General features: G+C 74.9%; 10 protein-coding genes. 7 read left to right on the forward strand and 3 right to left on the reverse strand.

Annotated elements, in window-relative coordinates:
* Window positions 1-186: 186 nt before the first annotated feature.
* From ABTY62_RS29005 to ABTY62_RS29020, 4 genes are all read left to right on the forward strand, one after another.
* Entirely contained in the window at window positions 187-3,117 is a 2,931-nt protein-coding gene (locus ABTY62_RS29005; protein ID WP_352132358.1) for a helix-turn-helix transcriptional regulator, read from the forward strand.
* 59 nt (window positions 3,118-3,176) lie between these two features.
* A complete protein-coding gene (locus tag ABTY62_RS29010; protein ID WP_352132359.1) occupies window positions 3,177-5,903 on the forward strand; it encodes an AAA family ATPase in 2,727 nt (908 codons plus the stop codon).
* Window positions 5,893-8,718: an ATP-binding protein gene (locus tag ABTY62_RS29015; protein WP_352132360.1), complete on the forward strand. Its 2,826-nt coding sequence runs from the start codon at window positions 5,893-5,895 to the stop codon at window positions 8,716-8,718. The genes ABTY62_RS29010 and ABTY62_RS29015 overlap by 11 nt, the downstream gene beginning before the upstream one ends.
* 304 nt (window positions 8,719-9,022) lie before the next feature.
* Window positions 9,023-9,778 carry a LuxR C-terminal-related transcriptional regulator gene (locus ABTY62_RS29020; RefSeq protein ID WP_502997536.1) on the forward strand — a complete coding sequence of 252 codons (756 nt, stop codon included), beginning with the start codon at window positions 9,023-9,025 and terminating at the stop codon, window positions 9,776-9,778.
* 37 nt (window positions 9,779-9,815) lie between these two features.
* On the opposite strand, the gene ABTY62_RS29025 is transcribed toward ABTY62_RS29020, so the two are convergent.
* Window positions 9,816-10,547, reverse strand: a complete 732-nt coding sequence (locus ABTY62_RS29025) for a peptidoglycan-binding domain-containing protein (protein WP_352132362.1) — start codon at window positions 10,545-10,547, stop codon at window positions 9,816-9,818.
* Window positions 10,548-10,779: 232 nt separating this feature from the next.
* Here ABTY62_RS29025 and ABTY62_RS29030 point away from each other — a divergent pair, with 232 nt between their 5' ends.
* Window positions 10,780-12,021: an FAD-dependent oxidoreductase gene (locus ABTY62_RS29030; RefSeq protein ID WP_352132363.1), complete on the forward strand. Its 1,242-nt coding sequence runs from the start codon at window positions 10,780-10,782 to the stop codon at window positions 12,019-12,021.
* 46 nt (window positions 12,022-12,067) lie between these two features.
* Here ABTY62_RS29030 and ABTY62_RS29035 read toward each other — a convergent pair whose 3' ends face one another.
* Complete coding sequence (locus ABTY62_RS29035; protein ID WP_311725425.1) at window positions 12,068-12,442, reverse strand: RNA-binding S4 domain-containing protein; 375 nt, start codon at window positions 12,440-12,442, stop codon at window positions 12,068-12,070.
* Between the two features lie 85 nt (window positions 12,443-12,527).
* On the opposite strand from ABTY62_RS29035, the gene lpdA reads away from it, so the two are divergent.
* Both lpdA and ABTY62_RS29045 read left to right on the forward strand, forming a co-directional pair.
* Window positions 12,528-13,928, forward strand: a complete 1,401-nt coding sequence (gene lpdA, locus ABTY62_RS29040; RefSeq protein ID WP_352132364.1) for a dihydrolipoyl dehydrogenase — start codon at window positions 12,528-12,530, stop codon at window positions 13,926-13,928.
* 71 nt (window positions 13,929-13,999) lie between these two features.
* Window positions 14,000-16,549 carry a SpoIIE family protein phosphatase gene (locus ABTY62_RS29045; RefSeq protein WP_352132365.1) on the forward strand — a complete coding sequence of 850 codons (2,550 nt, stop codon included), beginning with the start codon at window positions 14,000-14,002 and terminating at the stop codon, window positions 16,547-16,549.
* On the opposite strand, the gene ABTY62_RS29050 is transcribed toward ABTY62_RS29045, so the two are convergent.
* The gene (locus ABTY62_RS29050) at window positions 16,542-19,178 is read right to left on the reverse strand and encodes a hypothetical protein (RefSeq protein WP_352132366.1); all 2,637 of its coding nucleotides are present in this window, start codon (window positions 19,176-19,178) and stop codon (window positions 16,542-16,544) included. The two genes, ABTY62_RS29045 and ABTY62_RS29050, sit on opposite strands and share 8 nt — an antisense overlap.
* Window positions 19,179-19,183: the final 5 nt, after the last annotated feature.

Here is a 19,183-nt window from a genome sequence, read left to right on the forward strand (position 1 = left end):
CGGGCCTCGCCATGCCCGCCCGGCGGGCCGCCGCGGCTGTGGCGCGAACACCGATTCCGTAGGGCATCACCGATCACTGACGCATCGGTTGATCACCTTCGTATCACTCGTGTAGCCTTGTGATCGCATTGAGTAGCATATTTTGTCCGGCTTATCGCAGCGGGTTGGGGCGCGAGGGGGCTTGTGATGGACCGGACCGGCGAATCCTGGTTATCCGGCTCCCTGATCGGGCGCTCCCGCGAGCTGGCGACCCTGGGTGAGCACGCCGAGGCGGCGCGCTCCGGGCGCGCCGGGTTGGTCATCCTGTCCGGCCCGGCCGGTATCGGCAAGACCAGTCTGCTGCACGCCTTTGTGAACGGCGGGGCGTGCCGGGACATGACGGTGCTCCACGGCAGATGCGGCGAGGTCGTCACCAACGCGGGCTACGGCGGCGTACGGGCCCTGTTCGGCCGCTTGGGACTGACCGAGGCCGAGAAAGGCGCCGAGGATGCCGGGGACTCCCCGCTGCTGCGGGGCAGCGCCCGCCGCGCGCTGCCCGCCCTGCGGCCGCGCCCCGGCGAGGAGGGGCCGGGCACGGCCGCGACCGTCTACCCCGTGCTGCACGGGCTCTACTGGCTCACGGTCAATCTGACGGCGCGCGGCCCGCTGGTGCTCGTCCTGGACGACGCGCACTGGTGCGACGAGCGGTCGCTGCGCTGGATCGACTTCCTGCTGCGCCGCGCGGACGACCTGCCGCTGCTGGTGGTGCTGGCCCGGCGCACCGAGGCCGAGCCCGCCGCCCCCGGCGCCCTCGCGGACATCGCCGCCCACCCCCGCTCCACGGCGCTGCGTCTGGAGCCGCTGACCGAGGACGGGGTGGGGGAGATGGTCGGGCGGGTCTTCCCGGCGCCCGTGGACCCCTCCTTCGTCGAGCGCGCCGCGGCCGTCTCCGGGGGCAACCCGCTGAAGCTCGCCAGGCTGCTGGGCGAGTTGCGGGCCAGGGGGGCGTCGCCGGACGAGAAGGGCCTGGGCGCGGTCGCCGAAGTGGGCCAGGGCGTGGTCGCGCTGTCCGTGCGCGCCCTGCTGGACCGCCTGCCCGCCTGGGTGCGCGATGTGGCCACGTCGATCGCGGTGCTCGGCGAGGTGGAGTCGGAGCGGGCCGAGCACGTCGGGGCGCTGGCCGGAGTGCCCGCCGCGCTGGTCGAGGAGGCAGTGGCGGCGCTGCGGCGCGCGGAGGTGGTCGCCCCCGACCGGCTGGAGCCGGCGCATGACGTGGTGCGCTCGGCGCTGCTGGACTCGGCCGCCGCCGAGGAACTGGGCGAGCTGCGGGTCAGGGCGGCTCTGTTGCTCAGCGACGCCGGGCGGCCGGCCGAGGAGGTCGCGGGCCAGCTGCTGCTGGTGCCCGCCGTGGACCAGCCGTGGATGGCGCGGGTCCTGCGGGACGCGGCCGCGCTGGCCGAGACCCGGGGCGCCCCCGAGGCCGCGGTCCGCTATCTGTACCGGGTCCTGGAGGCGGAGCCGGACAGCGTGTCGGCGCGCGCCCAACTGGCCAGGTCGCTGGCGGAGATCAACCCGCGCGAGGCCATCGGGCTGCTGGAGGAGGCGCTGGAGCTGGCCCTGGACATACGCGTCCGGGCGACCATCGCCGTCCAGCTGGGGATGGCATGTCTGACCGTGCAGCGGGCGCCCGCCGCCGTGCGGGTGCTCGGCGAGGTCCTGGACGCGCTGGAGGCTGAGCTGGGGTCCGGCCCCCACCCCGATCCCGCCGACCGCGAGTTGCGCGCCCTCGTCCAGTCGGTGCTGCTGATCACGGGGTGCGACGAGAAGGCGACGATCACCGCCGTCCGCGCCCGCTTCGCGCGGATGGCCGCCCCGGCGGGGGACACCCCGGCGCAGCGTCAGATATTGGCCATGATGAGCGTGCTGACGGCGATGGACGGCCGCTCGGCGGAGCGGGCGGTGCGGCAGGCGCGGCGCGCGCAGCGGGGGTCGGACGCCGCGACCGGCACCCTGCCGCTGATCTTCTCCTCGCTGGCGCTCTCCCTCGCCGACGAGGTCCAGGGCTCGCTGGAGGCGCTGGACCGCTCGCTGCGCTACAGCCAGGAGAACGCGGCGGTGTGGACGTATGTGCTCGCCCTGTCCTCCCGCGCCCTGATGCTGCACGCGATGGGCGAGATCCCGGACGCGCTGGCGGACGCCCAGACCGCGGTGGAGATCATCGCCGGGGAGCGGTGGAGCGGCCATGTGACCATGCCTCAGACGGCGCTGGCCACCGCTCTCGTCGACCGCGGCGAGCCGGAGCGGGCCGAGGCGCTGCTGGAGAAGATCGACCGGCCGAACCTGGACGGCTTCGTGCTGGAGTACCACTTCTATCTGATGGCGCGGGCGCGGGCCCGCTGGGCGCTGGGCGACCGCGAGACGGCGCTCGGCCTGCTGCTGGACTGCGGCAGGTCCCTGGAGGAGACGGGGTTCACCAACCCGGCGTTCGCGCCCTGGTGGGTCGAGGCGGCCTGTCTGCTGGCCGAGCTGAAGCGCCCGGGGGAGGCCGGGGACATCGTCGAGTGGGGCGCCGGCCTCGCCGACCGGTGGGGGACGTCCCGGGCGCTCGGGCTGGCCGCACTCGCCCGTGGTGTGACCACCGGGGGGAGCCGGGGCGTCGAACTGCTCGCCGAGTCGGTCGAGTCGCTGTCCCGGTCGCCGGCCAGGGCCGAACACGCCAGGGCCGAGTATCTGCTGGGCGGGGCGCTGCTGGACGCGGGCGACGCGCGCGGCGCCCGCGAGCATCTGCGAACCGCCGCCGACCTCGCCTGGCGCTGCGGGGCGCTCGCACTCGCCAAGGAGGCCCGGCGGCGGCTGGTCGCCTCCGGCGGGCGGATGCGGGAGATCACCGCCTCGCCGCTGGATCTGCTGACCGGTATGGAGCGCACGGTCGCGAACCTCGCCGCGGCCGGGGCGGGCAACCGCGAGATAGCGGAGTCGCTGTTCATCACGGTGCGCACCGTCGAGATGCATCTGACCGGCGTCTACCGCAAGTTGAGCGTCGGTCACCGGGCCGAGCTCGGCGCCGTGCTGCACACCCGGAGCGCCCCCGATCCACGGGCGCCGGCCTGGGTTTCCGCGTCCCGCGGGCGGAGTTGAGCGGTGCGTCCCGCCGCTCGGACCGGCCCTGGCTATAAACTCAGTGTACAGTGAGCCGCATGCAGCTCTCCGGGCTCCCCCTCATCGGGCGCGAACGTGAGCGGGCGGTCCTGGCCCGGGCCGTGGCCGGCCTGAGCGCACACCACCCGGCGGTCGTCACCCTGACCGGCGCGGCGGGCTTCGGACAAGACGCGCTGCTGCGCTGGGCCGCCGGGCTCGCCGAGGACCGCGGCCTGCGCGTGCTGCGCGCCCGGGGCACCCCCGGCGAGACCGATCTCGCGTACGGAGCGGTGAACCAACTGGTGGGCCCCGCCGCCGACACCACACCCGAGGGCCCGGCCGGGCCGTTACCGGGCCTGGCCGAGCTGCTGCGCACGGCCCGGGACCGGCCGACGCTGCTGACCGTCGCCGACGTGCAGTGGCTGGACCCGCACTCGCTGCGCTGGCTCCAGGCGCTCGTACGGCGGCTGCCCGGCGCGCCGGTCGCGGTGCTCGCCGGTGCCAGTGGCCCCGCCCACCTGGTCGACCCCGGGGCCCCGGGGTCCCTCCCCGTGACCCGGCTGACGCTTCGCCCGCTGGACTCGGCCGAGGTCGCGGCCGCGGTGGCCCTGGTGTGCGGCGGCCCGGGGCAGGAACGGTTCACCGCGGCGGCGGCCGACGCCACCGCGGGCCATCCGGCCGTCCTCCACGACGCGCTGCGCCGCTTCACCGACGCCGGACACCGACCGGTCGACGCCCAAGTGCCCCGACTGCGCGCGATCACCGCCGCCGTCACCGCCGACCACGCCACCCGCGCGCTGCGCGGCCTGCCCGCCCCGGCGGTCGCGGCCCTGCGCGCCCTGGCCGTCTGCGGCGACCTGCTGGACTTCCCCCTGGTGTGCACGCTCCTCGACCCGCGCCCGGAGCAAGAGGCCGGGCTGCGCGAGACGCTGGAGGCGACCGGCCTCACCGCCCCCGGCACCGGGGCGGCGCTGCGGCTCCCCGGCCCGGAGGTCCGGGCCCGGGTGCTGGAGGAGATGCCCGCCGGCGAGCGGGCCGACCTGTACGCGCGCGCCGCGGAGCTGGCCCACCGGGCCGCGGTGGACGACGCGGCCATCGCCGCGCTGCTGCTCGCCGCCCGTCCGGTCGGCGCGCCCTGGGCCGTCCACGCGCTGCGCCGCGCCTGCGCGGACGCGCTGCGCGTCGGCGACCACGGTCGCGCGATCGCCTGTCTGACCCGCGCGCTGGAAGAGCCGCTGGACCGCGAGCAGCGGGCCCGGCTGAGCCTTGAGCTGGCCTCCCTGGAGGTCGTGGAGGCGCCGGAGGCCGGCGACCGCCGGTTCGCCCGGATCCTCCGCTCGCCGGGCCCCGAACTCGCCGGGGCGCGGATGCACGCCGCCGACCTGGCGCTGGCCCGCGGCGGCAACGATGTCGTACGCCGGGCGCTGGCGGACGCGCTGCCGGTCGCGCGGGACGGCGAACGAGACGCCCTGACCGCCCTGTTCTGGCTCGCCGAAATGGGCCGCCACGACGACACCGACCTGCTGCTGCACGAGGTTCCCGCGCTGCCCGGCCACCCGGCCTCGCCCGCCCAGTCGGGGGTGCGCGCCTGGGAGCTGGCCCTGCGCGGCGAGGACCTGCTCACCACCAGGGCGCTGGCCCGCGGCGCCTTCGCCGACCGCGGTGACGAGGGTGCGCTGCTGCTGCCCCGGCTGGTGGCGTGCCGGGCGCTGTGCCTGACCGACGACCTGGACGAGGCCGCGCGGCGGCTGGACGTCCTGCTCGCCGAGGTCCGGCGCGGCCCGGCCCGCGCCGCCGCCGCGCTCGTCCTCACCGCGCGCGGCGAACTCAGCCTGCGCCGGGGCCGGTCCGACCTGGCCGAGCGGGATGTCGCCGCCGCCGAGCGGGCCCTGCCGCAGGGCCACTGGCACCCCCTCTACGCCCCCTACGCGCGGGCCGTGCGGATCCTCGTCGCGCTGGAGAGCGGAGACCGCGAGCGGGCCCAGTCGCTCGCGGCCCTGCCCGACCCCGACGCCTCGTGGAACAGCATGGCCGGGGCCCATCTGCTGTTCGCCAGAGGGCTGGTGGCCATCGCCGACGGCAGGCCGGTCGAGGCGGTCGACCTGCTGCTGGCCGCCGGCCGGCGGCTGCTGCGCCTCCAGTACGACAACCCGGCCCTGGTGCCCTGGCGTTCCATGGCCGCCCGGGCCTGTCACGCGCTCGGCCACCACCAGGAGGCACAGCGGCTCAGCCACGACGAGCTGGCCCTGGCCCGGCGCTGGGGCGCGCCGAGCGCCGTCGGCTGGGCCGAGCTGGGCGTCGGGCGGGCCGTCCGCGAGGAACGGACGGCCAGGCTGCGCGAGGCTGTGCGCCTTCTCCGGGTCACCCCCGCCACGATGGCCTACACCGGGGCGCTGATCGAGCTGGCCACGGCGGAGCTGGACGCGGGGCGGCGGCAGATCGCGGCCCCCCTGGTGGCCGAGCTGACCCGGCTCACCGCGGCCCACCCCGGCAGCAGACCGGCCACCCGGGCCCGCGCGCTCGCCCAGCGCCTGGGCAGGCCGCCCACCTTCGCGGGCCACGACCGGCCCGCCGCCTGGGCCGCGCTGTCCGAGGCCGAGCGGCGGACCGCCACCCTCGCGGGTCTCGGCCACGGCAACCGGGACATCGCCGACACGCTCTCGGTCACCACCCGTACGGTGGAGCTGCGGCTGAGCGGCGCGTACCGGAAGCTGCGGATCAGCGGCCGGGCCGAACTGCGTGCGCTGGTGCGCTCGATGGAGGGCTACGACACGGATGTTGCATGAGCGGGACGACGAACTGGCGCAGATCGGCGAGGCGTTACGGGACGCCCGCGAGGGCCGTCCGTCCCTCGTCCTGCTGACCGGCCCGCTCGGCATCGGCCGGTCCGCGCTGCTCCAGCGGCTGCCCGCGCGGGCCGCGGACGACGACGTGCGCGTGCTGCGCGCCAACGCGGCCCCCGTGGAGGCGGAGTTCGCCTTCGGTGTGGTGCGCCAGCTGTTCGACAGCCTGCTGGCGGGCGCGCCCCGGGAGCTGCGTGAGCGCTGGACGCGCGAGTTCGCCGACGTCGCCGACGTCGCCCGGCTGTTCCCCGCCGACGAGGCCATGCCCGCGGACGACGCACCCACCGCCGCCTTCGAACCGGTGCTGCGGGCCCTGCGCTCGCTGCTGGAGGGCGTCTGCGCCGACGGCCCGCTGCTGATCCTGGTGGACGACCTCCAGTGGGTGGACACCCCCTCGCTGCGATGGCTGGCCTATCTGGCCAAGCGGCTGCGGGGGCTGCGCGCCGTCTTGGTGTGCACCCTGCGGGACGGGGAGCCGCGCGCCCGGGACCCCCTGCTGTGCGAGGTCGTCGAGGCCGCGACACACCGGCTGCGCCCCCGCCCGCTGTCGTCCCGGGCCACCGCGGAGCTGATCCGCGACCACTTCGGTGAGCCGGGCGACGAGGAGTTCGTCCGCGCCTGCCACGAGACCTGTGCCGGCAATCCGCTGCTGCTGACCTCCGTACTCCCGGACCTCGCGGACGCCGGGCCCCGGCCGACCGCCGACCGGGCCGCGGCGGCCCGCGCGTCCCGGCCCCCGCACCTGCGCGAGCGGCTCGCCCGGTGCGTGGGCCTCCAGCCGCGCCCCATCCGCGACCTGGCCGCCGCGATCGCGGCCCTCGGCGACCAGGGCGACCCTCAACTCGTCGCGCTGCTGGCCGGCCTGGACCCGATCGGGTTCGCGGCGGCGCTGCGCGCCCTCCACGCGCTGGGGCTGGTGGCCGACGAGCGGGAACCCCGCTTCGTCCACCCCGTCGTGGCGGACGCCGTCCAGTCCACCCTGTCCGTGGCGGAGCGGGAGCGGCTGCACGACCGCGCGGCGGAGCTGCTGTACCGGGGCGGGCGCTCCGACGAACAGGTCGCCGCTCAGCTGATGCTGGGCGTCACCTCCCGCCACCCGTGGTCGGTGGGCGTGCTGCGGGCCGCCGCGGACGTGGCGCTGCGCCGGGGCGCCCCCGAGGCCGCGATGCGCTATCTGCGGCGCGCGCTGCTGGACGGCTCCCTGTCGGGGGAGGGCCGGGCGCGGCTGCTGATCGACCTGGCCACCGCGGAGCGCGGCCCGGACCCGGCGGCCTGCGAACGCCACATCTCCCAGGCGATCCCGCTGCTCCCCACCGCCGCCCACCGCGCCGCCGCGGCGCTGCGGCTCTCCCCGGCCGTCATGGGCCCGACCACCTTCTCCGCGCGCGACCTGCTGCGCCAGGTCGCCGAGGAGCTCGGCCCGCCGGACGCGCTGGAGGGGGCGTCGCGCGAGGTGGCCCTGCGGCTGGAGGCGCGGCTGCGCCAGGGCGCCATCGAGGACCCGGCGGAGCTGGCCTCGGCGGTGGAGCGGCTCGGCGGGATGGGGGCGGAGCCGCCGACGGCCACGGCCGCCGAGCGCGAACTGGTCGCGGTGCTGCTCTACGCCGCCATGCTCGCCTGCCGGCTGCCCGCGGCCGAGCTCACCCGGCTGGCCGGGCGCCTCCTGGAGCGCGAGCCGGCCGCGACCGCGCGGGTGTACTCCGCGCTGCCGCTGACCACCGTCACCCTGGTCGCCGCCGACTCCGTCGACGCCCTCGGCACCTGGCTGTCCGTCGAGCAGCGGATCGGCCGGCCGCACGCGGCCGCCACGGTCGCCGACGGATTCGGCCACCTCGAGCGGGCGATGGTGTTCATGGCGTGCGGCCGGGCCGCCCGGGCCCACGCGCACGCCGAGCGCGCGCTGCGGCTGTCCGAGGCCCACTGGCACGAACTGGGCGTCACCTCCACCGTCGCCCTCATCTTCACGGCCCTGGAGATGGGCGATCCCGCGCTGATCGAGCGGATGCTGGACCGCGCCTCACCACACCGGTCCTCCTGCCTGACCCTGACGGCGGGGCTTCAGTTCCTGGGCGCGGCCGTGGACGCCCACCGCGGCCACTGGGCCGCCGCCGTGGAGATCCTGATGGCCAGCGGCCGAAGGCTGGAGGCGGCGGGCTGGCGCAACCCGGTGCTGTTCCCGTGGCGGCCCCGCGCGGCCGGGCTCTACCAGCGGCTCGGCGACATCCGTTCGGCGCTCGCGCTCGCCGAGGAGGAGCGGCTGCGGGCCGAGGAGTGGGGCGCCCCCGTGGCCATCGGCCGGGCCCTGCGGCTCAAGGGCTCGCTGCTGGGCGGCGATCAGGGGGAGGCCCTGCTGCGCGAGGCGGTCGGCGTGCTGCGCCGCTCGGCCAACGAACTCGAACTCGCCCGCGCCCTGCTGGTGCTGGGCCGGCGCCTCGAAGGCCGCGCCGAGTCCGGCGAACTGCTGCGGGAGGCCGCGGCGCTGGCCGCCGAGTGCGAGGCGCCATGGCTGGTCGAACGGGCCCGCAGCGACGGCCCGGGCGTCGCGGTCCGGCCGGAGCGGGTGCTGACCCGCACCGAGCGCCGGGTGGTCGCCCTCGCCGGCCGGGGGCTGACCAATACGGAGATCGCCGGAGAGCTGGGCGTGTCATCCCGCGCCATCGAGAAGCACCTGACGAATTCCTATCGCAAGCTGGCCGTTTCCGGGCGCCGTGAACTCATCGCCGCGCTGCCCAGGCTCCAGGCGGTCAAAGGGAGTTAACGCCGCTAATGCGCCGCCGGCCGGGCCCGCTACCCACGGGTCTCCTCGGCATGCCATGCCCGGGGGTTCGGTCCCCGCTCCCGCGCCGGGCGCCACACCCGGTCCGTCTTTCGACGGGGCAACCTGCCGAGCAGGTCAGAGCGTTGACTATGGGGACGGTACGCCCAGCGGCGACACCGTACCGAGGCACCGAAACCGCGGCCCGCGGACCGAACCATCCGCCGCACCCACCACAGGATTTGCCGACCCGCTCCGGTGGACGTTGACTCCCCTGGCCGGGGCTACCTAGTCTCCGAACCGGAATATGAAAATGCACGACAACTATTTCGTTCCCGTTATTTCCGGGGAACGGTCCACGAAGGGCGGCAGGCCATTGGCGACTCCCGCACCGGCAGGCACAGTTCAGCCAACCTCCCATGACGCAGGACGCGATCGGCTCGACTACGCGGACCTCCTCGGGCAGTTCGACCAGCCCGGCGCGTGTGTGGCCCGCCTCGACGCGAGCCTGCTCGTCCAGCAGGCGAACCAGGAGTTCTTCCGCCAGTTCGGGGGCTCCTCCGCGGACGTCTGCGGCCGGGGCTTCTGCGACCTGACACACCCCAGCCTGCGACACCCGCTCAGACACCAGTTCGCCCGGCTCGTCGACGGCAGCCGCCGCCGGTTCGCCACCCACGTCGTCGCCGTCTCGGCCGAAGGCACCGCGTTCACCAGCGCGCTCACGGCGGTCGCGGTGCGCGGGGAGACCTCCCGCGTCGCCTCCATCCTGGTGGTGATGCGCTCCGCCGACGGCTTCGAGGACGCCGACGTCGTCACCCAGCACAAGAAGGTCATCACCGAGATCGAGGCACGCATTCTGGAGGGCATCGCCGCCGGGATCTCGACCATCCCCCTGGCGTCCCGGCTCTACCTCAGCCGCCAGGGCGTCGAGTACCACGTGACGCGGTTGCTCCGTAAGCTGCGGGTCCCCAACCGGGCCGCGCTGGTCTCCCGCGCCTACTCGATGGGCGTGCTCGAAGTCGGCTCCTGGCCTCCGCGGGTCGTCCGGGACTTCGTCAAGTGACCGAGCCACGACAGGCTGGGCACGGCGGCTGCCGGGCTCAGGTGCGGGACTCCAGATCGCGCCGGGTGTCGTCGCCGTACACCCCGTCCTCGTCGCCGCGGATCCCGTACCACAGCTGGAACCGGGCCACGGCGGAGGCGAGGCTCTGGTCGTACTGGCCGTTGACCGCCCCGCCGGTGTAGACGTCCGGGATCCGCAGCAGCCGGGACTGGAGCTCGGAGACCTCCGGGCCGCTGTCCCCCAGGGACAGCACCGGGGCCTGGCCCTGCGGGCCGTCCCCGCCCGGCGAGGCGGGCGCGGCGGACTCGGTAGGGGCGGTGGGCGCGGCGGACTCGGTGGGCGCGGCCGGGGCCGAGGTACCGCGCCCCGTGTCCGACGGTGCCGCGGTGGATCCCTCGGAGCCGGACAGGAGCAGGACGAGCGCGAGCGCGACGGCCGCGCCGGCCGCCCCCGCGACGGCCAGGGCGGCGGTGCGCGGCCGGCTCCGGGACGACGCCTCGGGCTCGGGCTCGGGCTCGGCGGCGGTGGCCGTCGGCTCGGTGGCCGCCCCCAGCCCCGGCTCGAACTCCTCGGTGTCCGCGTCGGAGCTGTTGTACACGCGGGGCGGCGCCGACGCGATCAGCGGGCGGAAGAGGTCCAGCTCCTCCATCCAGGGATCGACCGGCGGGTCGTCGTCCTTGCCGGACTTGACGCCCGCGCGGAAGATCCTGGTCGGCTCGATCACCTGCCGTCCGGTGGGCTGTTCGGGATCGGTTCCGGCAGCAGCCATACAGACCTCCTCTGTCGAGACCGTCGATTCCGTCGATAGCGTCGAGACCGTCAGGAGGAGATACGGACGGGAGGGCCGGACGACTCAACGGGAGAAATCCGGGTACCTCCGTCTGGATCTGTTGCGGATGCCTGTCGATGTCCGGCTGACGAAGCTCGAGGGGGGAAGGCTCCTGACCGGCCGCTCCGTTCCCCCGAATGGCCGCGGCCGGGAGCCGAAGGGAGTGGATGCCATGGAGCGCACCACCTGTTGTGTGGTGGGCGGCGGACCAGCCGGGATGGTGCTCGGGCTGCTGCTGGCCCGCGCCGGGGTCGAGGTCACCGTCCTGGAGAAGCACGGCGACTTCCTGCGGGACTTCCGCGGCGACACCGTGCATCCGAGCACGCTGACGCTCCTGGACGAGCTGGGGCTCGCCGAGCGGTTCGCCGCGCTGCCGCAGCGTCATGTGCGCACCGTCCAGCTGCCGATCGGCCCGGGCCGCTCGCTGTTCACCGTCGGCGACATCGGCTCGCTGCCGGGCAAGTACAACTACGTCGCCATGGTCCCGCAGTGGGACCTGCTGAACCTGCTGGCCGACGAGGGCGAGCGGGAGCCCTCCTTCCGGTTGCGGATGAACACCGAGGCGACCTCCTTTCTCATGGAGCGCGGCCGGGTCATGGGGGTGCGCTACCGCACCGAGGACGGGAGCGTCGGCGAGCTGCGGGCCACCCTGACCGTGGCCTGCGACGGCCGCGGGTCGCTGGCCAGGCGCCTGCCCGAGCTGGGGCTGCGGGAGTTCCCCTGCCCGATGGACGCCTGGTGGCTCCGGCTGCCCCGGCACGAGGGCGACCCGCGGGGCCTGGTGGGGAACGCGGGCGACCGCTTTCTGACCGCCATGATCGACCGGGGGGAGTACTGGCAGTGCGCCGTGCTGATCCCCAAGGGCACCGACGCGGCCCGGCGCGCGGCGGGCCTGGACCCGTTCATGGCCGAGTTCGCGGAGATCGCCCCGTGGCTGGCGGACCGCACCCATGCGCTGCGGTCGTGGGACGAGGTCAAGCTGCTCGACGTACGGATGGACCGGCTCCGGCGCTGGCACCGCCCCGGGCTGCTGTGCATCGGGGACGCGGCGCACGCGATGTCGCCGGTGTTCGGGATCGGCATCAACCTGGCCGTCGAGGACGCCGTGGCCGCCGCCCGGATCCTCGCCGGGCCGCTGGGGAAGGGCACCGTGGGGCTGCGGGAGGTGCGCGAGGTGCAGCGCCGCCGATGGCCGACCGCCGCGGGGACGCAGGCGCTCCAGCGGATCGCCCATGCCCGCCTCATCGAGCCGCTGCTGGCCGGCCGCATCCCGCCCGGGGGCGGGGCCCGGGCGGTGCGGGTGCTGAACGCGGTGCCCTGGCTGAAGCGGGTCCCGGCGTACTTCCTGGCCTACGGCGCGCAGCGCGAGCGCCCGCCCGCCGCCGCCCTGCGCCGATCCGGGATCGGCGCGTAGGACGGCGGCGGCCGGGGTGATGCGGCGCGGCGGCGGGCGCGGTCGCTCAGTGGCCGCGCAGCCGATCCATGTCGCGGCGGTCCCGCTTGGTCGGGCGGCCGGTGCCGCGGTCGCGATGGCCGACCGCGGCCAGCTCCTCGCGCGGCGGCGGGGGAGGGGAGTTGTCGACAAAGCACTCGGCCGCCACGGCCGCCCCGACCCGCTTGCGCACCAGGCGTTTCACGACGACGATCCGCTCCCGCCCGGCGTGGAAGATCCGCACCTCGTCCCCCGGCCGCACGGCCTGGGCCGCCTTGACGCGATCCCCGTTGACGCGGACGTGTCCGCCGCGGCAGGCCGTGGCGGCCAGCGACCGCGTCTTCGTCAGCCGTACGGACCAGATCCAGCTGTCGACCCGCACGGGCCCCTCATCTGAAGCCATCCCTGAAGCCATGCTCTGACTCTATCGGCTCCGCCCTGGTCGGTACGTCCTGCTTTATCCGGGATTGCTGTCTAAGGTGCGACGCATGAGCGCACACTTTGACGTCGTGGTCCTGGGGGCGGGGTCGGGCGGCTATGTGGCGGCGATCCGCGCCGCGCAACTCGGGCTGTCCGTGGCCGTCGTGGAGGAGCGGTTCTGGGGAGGGGTGTGTCTGAACGTGGGCTGCATCCCCTCCAAGGCCCTGCTGCGGAACGCCGAGCTGGTCCATCTGTTCACCGAGGAGGCCCAGACCTTCGGCATCCGGGTGGACGGGCAGGTGATCCCGGACTACCGGGCGGCCTATGAGCGCAGCCGCAAGGTCGCGGACGGGCGGGTCAGGGGCGTCCACTACCTGATGAAGAAGAACGAGATCGCGGAGTACGACGGCCGGGGCACCTTCCTCGACGACCGTACGCTGCGGATCGACCTGGCCGCCGGGGGAACGGAGACGCTCACCTTCGGCCACTGCGTGATCGCCACAGGCGCGGTCACCAATCTGCTGCCCGGCACCTCGCTCAGCGAGCGCGTGGTGACGTACGAGGAGCAGATCCTCAGCCCGGAGCTGCCCGAGAGCGTGATCATCGCGGGCGCGGGCGCCATCGGCGTCGAGTTCGCGTACATCATGCGCAGCTACGGGGTGCGGGTGACGCTCGTGGAGTTCCTGGACCGGATCGTCCCGCTGGAGGACGAGGAGGTCTCCGCGGAGCTCGCTCGCCGCTATCGCAGGCTCGGCATCGACGTCCTCACCTCCACCCGGGTCGAGGCGATCAACGACGCGGGCCCCTCGGTGAAGGTCATGGTGACCACGGGCGGCCAGCGGCAGACGCTCCAGGCCCAGGCGGTGCTCCAGGCGATCGGGTTCCGGCCGCGGGTCACCGGCTACGGCCTGGAGAACGCCGGCGTCGGGCTGACCGAGCGGGGCGCCATCGCCGTCGACGCCTACTGCCGCACCAACGTGCCGCACATCTTCGCGGTCGGGGACGTCACCGCGATGCTGATGCTCGCCCATGCGGCCGAGGCGATGGGGGTCGTCGCCGCCGAGACGATCGCGGGCGCGGAGACCATGGCGCTGGACTATGTGATGATCCCGCGGGCGACCTTCTGCCAGCCTCAGATCGCCAGCTTCGGCTGGACCGAGGCCCAGGCCCGGGAGCTGGGCTTCGATGTGCGGGTGGCGAAGTTCCCGTTCACCGCGAACGGGAAGGCGCAGGGCCTCGGGGACCCGGTCGGCTTTGTGAAGCTGATCGCGGACGGCCGCCACGGCGAGCTGCTGGGCGGCCATCTGATCGGCCCGGAGGTCACCGAGCTGCTGCCGGAGCTGACGCTGGCGCAGCGCTGGGATCTGACCGCCCACGAGGTGGCGCGCAATGTCCATGCCCACCCCACGCTCTCCGAGGCGGTCAAGGAGGCCGTGCACGGCCTCGCGGGCCACATGATCAACATGTGACCCGGCCCCGGCGGGCCGTGGCCGCGGGCGCCGACGGGGTGCAAATGTCCTAAATGTGCTAAAAAGACCAGATGAAGGTGGGTTCGGCGCTACGCTCCCGCAGTGTCGCCGGACAGGCGCTCGTCCTGATGCTGGTGATCACGGCCCTGCTCCTGGTCGCCACGGGCGCCGCGCTGTTCCTACAGGCCCGGAGCAGCGGCGAGAAGCAGGCCCGGGGCCGCGCGCTCGCCGTCGCGCACTCCTTCGCCCGCGCCCCGGGGGTGCTCGGCGCCCTGGAGTCCCGCCACCCCACCGCCACGCTCCAGCCCTTCGCCCAGCGGGTCACACGCGACGCCGGCATCGACTACATCGTGGTGACGAGCCCGAGCGGCATCCGCTACACCCACCCCAACCCCCACCAGATCGGCAAGCGCGTCGACCAATCCCTGTACCCGGCCACGGTCGGCCGCGCCTTCACCAGCAAGGTCCCGGGCGTGACCCTCTCCGCCCCCTCCATCCGGGCGGCGGTCCCGGTCACCGATGCGAGCGGAAAGGTGATCGGCATCGTCAACGCCGGGGTCACCATCCCCAACGTGCGCCGCTCGGTCGACCGCCAGCTGCCCTTCATGCTCGGCTCCCTGGGCGTGGCCCTCGCGCTCGGCGCGGGCGGGGCGGCGCTCGTGAACCGGCGGCTGCGGCACCAGACCCGTGGCCTCGGGCCCGCCCAGATCGCCAGAATGTACGAGCACCACGACGCCGTGCTGCGCGCCGTACGGGAGGGCGTGCTGATCGTCGACCGCGACGGCAGGCTGCTGCTCGCCAACGACGAGGCGTGCAGGCTGCTCGCCCTTCCGCCCGGCGCCCAGGGGAAGCAGGTGGCCGACGCCGGGCTCCCGCCGGACACCGCCGGCCTGCTCGCCTCAGGCCGGCCGGCCACCGACGAGGTCCACCAGGTGGGGGAGCGGCTGCTGGCCATCAACCAGCGCCCCGCCAGCCGGCGCGGACAGCCCTGGGGCAGCGTGGCCACCCTGCGCGACACCACCGAACTGCAAGCCCTGACGGACAAGGCCGACCGGGCGCGGGAGCGCCTTGAGCTGCTGTACTACGCCGGGGTCGAGGTCGGCACCACGCTCGACATGGTGCGCACCGCCCAGGAGCTGGCCCAGGTCGCCGTGCCGCGCTTCGCCGACTTCGTCACCGTCGACCTGCTGGAGTCGGTCCTGCGCTATGAGGAGCCGGACCCCGCCGACACCCGGATGCGCCGCGTCGCGGTCAGCGGCGTCCGCGAACCCTCGTCGCTGCGGCTGATGGGCGAGCCGATCGGCTCGGTGGCGGTGCCGCTCACCGCGCGCGGCGTCATCCTCGGGCAGGCCGAGTTCTGGCGCTCGGCGCGCGCCGAGCCCTTCGAGGACGACGATCTCACCCTCGCCGAGGAACTGGTCAGCCAGGCGGCCGCGTACATCGACAACGCCCGCCGCTACGCGCGCGAGCACGCCGTCGCCCTGGCCCTCCAGCGCAGCCTGCTCCCCCGCGACCTGCCCGAGCACGAGGCCGTCGAGGTCGCCCACCGCTATGTGCCCGGGCACGCCGGGGTGGGCGGCGACTGGTTCGACGTCATCCCTCTCTCCGGCGCCCGCATCGCCTTCGTCGTCGGCGACGTCGTCGGCCACGGCCTGCACGCCGCCGCCACCATGGGCCGCCTGCGCACCGCGGTGCACAACTTCGCCGCCCTCGACCTGCCCCCCGATGAGCTGCTGACCTACCTCGACGAGGTGGTGGACCGCCTGGACCGGGAGGAGACCGCCGCGAACGGCGCGAGCGGGCCCGGGGTCGCCGGGGCCACCTGCCTGTACGCGGTCTACGACCCCGTGGCCCGGCGCTGCGGCCTGGCGCGGGCCGGCCACCCGCCGCCCGCCCTGGTGCGCCCGGACGGCACGGCGACCCTCCTGGACCTGCCCGCCGGACCGCCGCTCGGCCTGGTCGGGCTGCCCTTCGAGGCCGCCGACATCGACCTCCCCGACGGCAGCCGGCTGGTGCTGTACACCAACGGGCTCCTCCAGGCCGGCGACGTCGACGTCGACACCGGTCTCGAGCGCCTGCTCGGCGCACTCGCGGGCACCGGCGCCGACCCCGAGCAGACCTGCCGGGCGGTGATGGAGGCCCTGCCGCAGGACCACCCCACCGACGACGTGGCGCTGCTCGTCGCCGGAACCACTGGCCTGGCCGAGGACCACGTCGCCTCCTGGGACCTCCCGGCGGACCCCGCGGTCGTCTCCGACATGCGGGCCGCGGTGGCCCGGACCCTCGACGACTGGGGCCTGGACGAGGCGGCCTTCACCACCGAGCTGGTGGTCAGCGAACTGCTCGGCAACGCCATCCGCCACGCCTCCGGCCCCATCCGGCTGCGCCTGCTCCGCGACCGGTCCCTGATCTGCGAGGTCGCCGACGGCAGCACCACCGCGCCCCATCTGCGCCGGGCCGCCACAACCGACGAGGGCGGGCGCGGGCTGTTCCTGGTGGCCCAGATGGTCCAGCGCTGGGGCACCCGCTACACCAGGAGCGGCAAGGTCATCTGGACGGAGCAGACACTGCCGTCCGAGTCGTCCCCGTGGCCCCTCTCGGCCGCGCTCGCCTTCAGCTGATCACCGCCGCCGTGGTGGTCAGCAGCTCGGGGAGGGTGCCGGTGAACTCGGGCATCAGCCGCAGGGCCACCGCCCAGGCCTCCGGATCCTTGCCCAGGTGGGAGGCGACCAGATCCACGGCCTCCCGGCGGGCCCGGCGGAACTGCTCGTCCGTGCCGCCGGCCCCGGCCTCCTGGGGGCGGTTCGCCGGATATTTCGACAGGTAGGTCGCGGCCACGATGGCGGGCCGGGCCTCGTGCAGGACCTCCGACAGGGACAGCTGCCCGTAGGACACCGCCTTGTCCAGCCACTCCTGCCGGAAGTACCGGGGGAGCTGGTGGTGGCGCAGCAGCTCCAGCGCGGTGGGGCGCGGGCCGGTGAGGCGGTGCGGATGGGCGTTGTGCTCCAGCCGCACCTCCGCCAGCCGCACGTCGACGCGCAGCTCCCCCGGGAAGTCGTCCCGCTTCGCCAGCTCGACCAGCAGGGCGTCGGTCAGCGGTTCGCGGCCGTGCTCGGCCGTCAGCTCCTCCCAGGGGAGGCCCGGGCCGGTCTCCTCGGCCAGCCGCTCCATCGCCGCGGCGAGCTGGTCGCGCCGCCCCTCGCCCGCGGCGCGCAAGAACGCCGCCCGGCTCGCGGGCGACTGCGCCCGCGCGAGCTGCTCGCGCAGCTCGGCCAGGCCGTCCGCCGACTCCAGGGCGGAGCGGGCGATCTTGTGGGTGGCCGCCGGCAGCGGGTGCTTCTTGCTGCGCCGCTCGGGGAACTCGGTCTCGTCGAGGAGCGCGCGCACCTCCTCCGCGCCGTGCTGCGTCCACAGCCGCTCCAGCAGCCGCAGCTGGCCGGCGAGCGTATGCAGTTTGACCTTTCCGAGCAGGATGCGGGCGAGGCGCGGATCGCCGGCCTCGCAGGCCGGCAGCAGCCAGTGGCGGCGCCCGCTGTCCCGCAGCTCGGCGAACACCTCCTCGGTGAGCGGCAGCGGCCCCTCCCCGCTGTCGGGGTCGGTCCGCTGCCCGGACAGGATCTGCCGGCGCTGCTCGGGGCTGAGCGGGGTGTAGATGTACAGCTTGGCGTTGATCTCCGGGTCGTCGTGGCGCAGCAGCTCCGCGATGGTGTCCTCCGGCAGCTCCCAGCTGGAGGCGATACCGGCCAGCACGGAGACCCCGTGCAGCGCGATGAAGCGGTCGCGCAGCGCCGCCGAGGGCCGGCGATGGACCAGCAGATGCTGGATGGTGCGGAGGTCCAGGTGCTCGGCCAGCGCCAACTGGACGTCCTCGGTGGCCAGACCGTACAGCTGGAGAAACACCGCGCGGGCACCTTCCGGCGCGCTGACCGGGTACTCGGGGGCCAGCGGCCGGGGCCAGGTCTTGCCCCGGTGCTTGGCCGACTGCTCGCGGGCCGCGGCGAACAGCTCCGTGCTCGTCCCGGTGAAGCGGGGCATCAGCGAGTACAGGGCGCGCCATGTGGTGAAGTCCTCGCCCAGCTCGGCCACCAGACCGGTCAGCGCCTCGCGGACGGAAGCCTCTTCGCACGGCAGCGAGCCGAGCACCGCGCGGGCGGGCCGGATCTCGGTCAGCACCCGCCCGACCGGGTAGGCGCCGTCCTTGGCGCCCCGCCGCAACAGCTTGGACAGGTTGAAGTGGGAGTAGCTGTCACCCCAATCGGAGTCCGACAGCAGCCGCCACGGCAGCCGGGAGGTGGCGGGAAAATGCTGGGGCGACTTCTTGTAGGCCGCCAGCATGAGGTCGTCCGGGCAGTCCCGGTGGGCCGCCAGGATGAGCAGCGCGCCGTTCGGCAGGGGCTCGCGCCCGTGCTCGGCCAGCAGCAGGTCCCAGTCCACGCCGTCCAGCGGGATGTCCTCGCGCGCCCACCTCGCCTCGCGCAGCCGGCCCACCAGCGCCGCTCCGGACAGGGCCGGGACGCTCGGGACGCGCTCGGAACCGGCGGGGTCCGCGGGGGCGGCCGGGGCCGCGGTGTTCGCGGGGGCGGCGGGGTCCGCGGTGTCCTCGGCCACCGGGGCGGTCTCCAGCACCGCCGCCGGGTCCGGCGCGGCCACCGCCCGGCGCACCAGCTCGGCCACCGCCGGGCGCAGCACGGGCAGTTCGGCGAGCTCGGACAGCTCGGCCACGCCGCCGTAGGCGAGCACCGCCCGGCAGGCCGCCAACTGTTCGTTCGCGTCCGCTTTGTAGCCGACGGACTTCAGGGCGTGGCGTACGACGCGGGGGAACGGCGCGCGCAGCGCCGGGCGGAGCTCGTCCGGACCGCTGGTGTTCAGCAGATACTCCACCAGCCCGTCCGGCTCGTGCCAGTCGGGGTCGTCCAGATTCCGCTTCGCGCCCTCCAGCACCGCGGCCCGCAGTTTCCGGCGGTCACCGTACCCCCGGTAGAGCCGCGGGCCCAGCGCCGTGTAGCCCAGCGCGGCAAGGCGCAGCAGCACCGGCTCGCGCTCGTGCGTCAGCGGGCATCCGGACAGGGTCCAGATCATTTCGGCGTCGCCGGTGGCGAACATCTCGTCCACCAGATAGTCGGGCAGCGGCTCCCGCCCGGCCATCAGCGCCATGGCCTCCTCGCGCAGCCGGGCCATCAGCTCCGGGGCGAGCGCGGGTCCGGCCAGCCGGAACGTGGCCGAGAGCAGGGATTCGTCGAGGGTCGCCACGCCGG

The sequence above is a fragment of the Streptomyces sp. NPDC097640 genome (assembly GCF_040302705.1).
Lineage (GTDB): Bacteria > Actinomycetota > Actinomycetes > Streptomycetales > Streptomycetaceae > Streptomyces.

What these genes read in the sequence shown, in the direction of transcription:
- ABTY62_RS29035 (WP_311725425.1), bottom strand. Translation starts at nt 12,442, where the DNA reads ATGGCTTCAGATGAGGGGCCCGTGCGGGTCGACAGCTGGATCTGGTCC.
- ABTY62_RS29005 (WP_352132358.1), top strand. Translation starts at nt 187, where the DNA reads ATGGACCGGACCGGCGAATCCTGGTTATCCGGCTCCCTGATCGGGCGC.
- lpdA (WP_352132364.1), top strand. Translation starts at nt 12,528, where the DNA reads ATGAGCGCACACTTTGACGTCGTGGTCCTGGGGGCGGGGTCGGGCGGC.
- ABTY62_RS29045 (WP_352132365.1), top strand. Translation starts at nt 14,000, where the DNA reads ATGAAGGTGGGTTCGGCGCTACGCTCCCGCAGTGTCGCCGGACAGGCG.
- ABTY62_RS29030 (WP_352132363.1), top strand. Translation starts at nt 10,780, where the DNA reads ATGGAGCGCACCACCTGTTGTGTGGTGGGCGGCGGACCAGCCGGGATG.
- ABTY62_RS29015 (WP_352132360.1), top strand. Translation starts at nt 5,893, where the DNA reads ATGTTGCATGAGCGGGACGACGAACTGGCGCAGATCGGCGAGGCGTTA.
- ABTY62_RS29025 (WP_352132362.1), bottom strand. Translation starts at nt 10,547, where the DNA reads ATGGCTGCTGCCGGAACCGATCCCGAACAGCCCACCGGACGGCAGGTG.
- ABTY62_RS29020 (WP_502997536.1), top strand. Translation starts at nt 9,023, where the DNA reads ATGAAAATGCACGACAACTATTTCGTTCCCGTTATTTCCGGGGAACGG.
- ABTY62_RS29010 (WP_352132359.1), top strand. Translation starts at nt 3,177, where the DNA reads ATGCAGCTCTCCGGGCTCCCCCTCATCGGGCGCGAACGTGAGCGGGCG.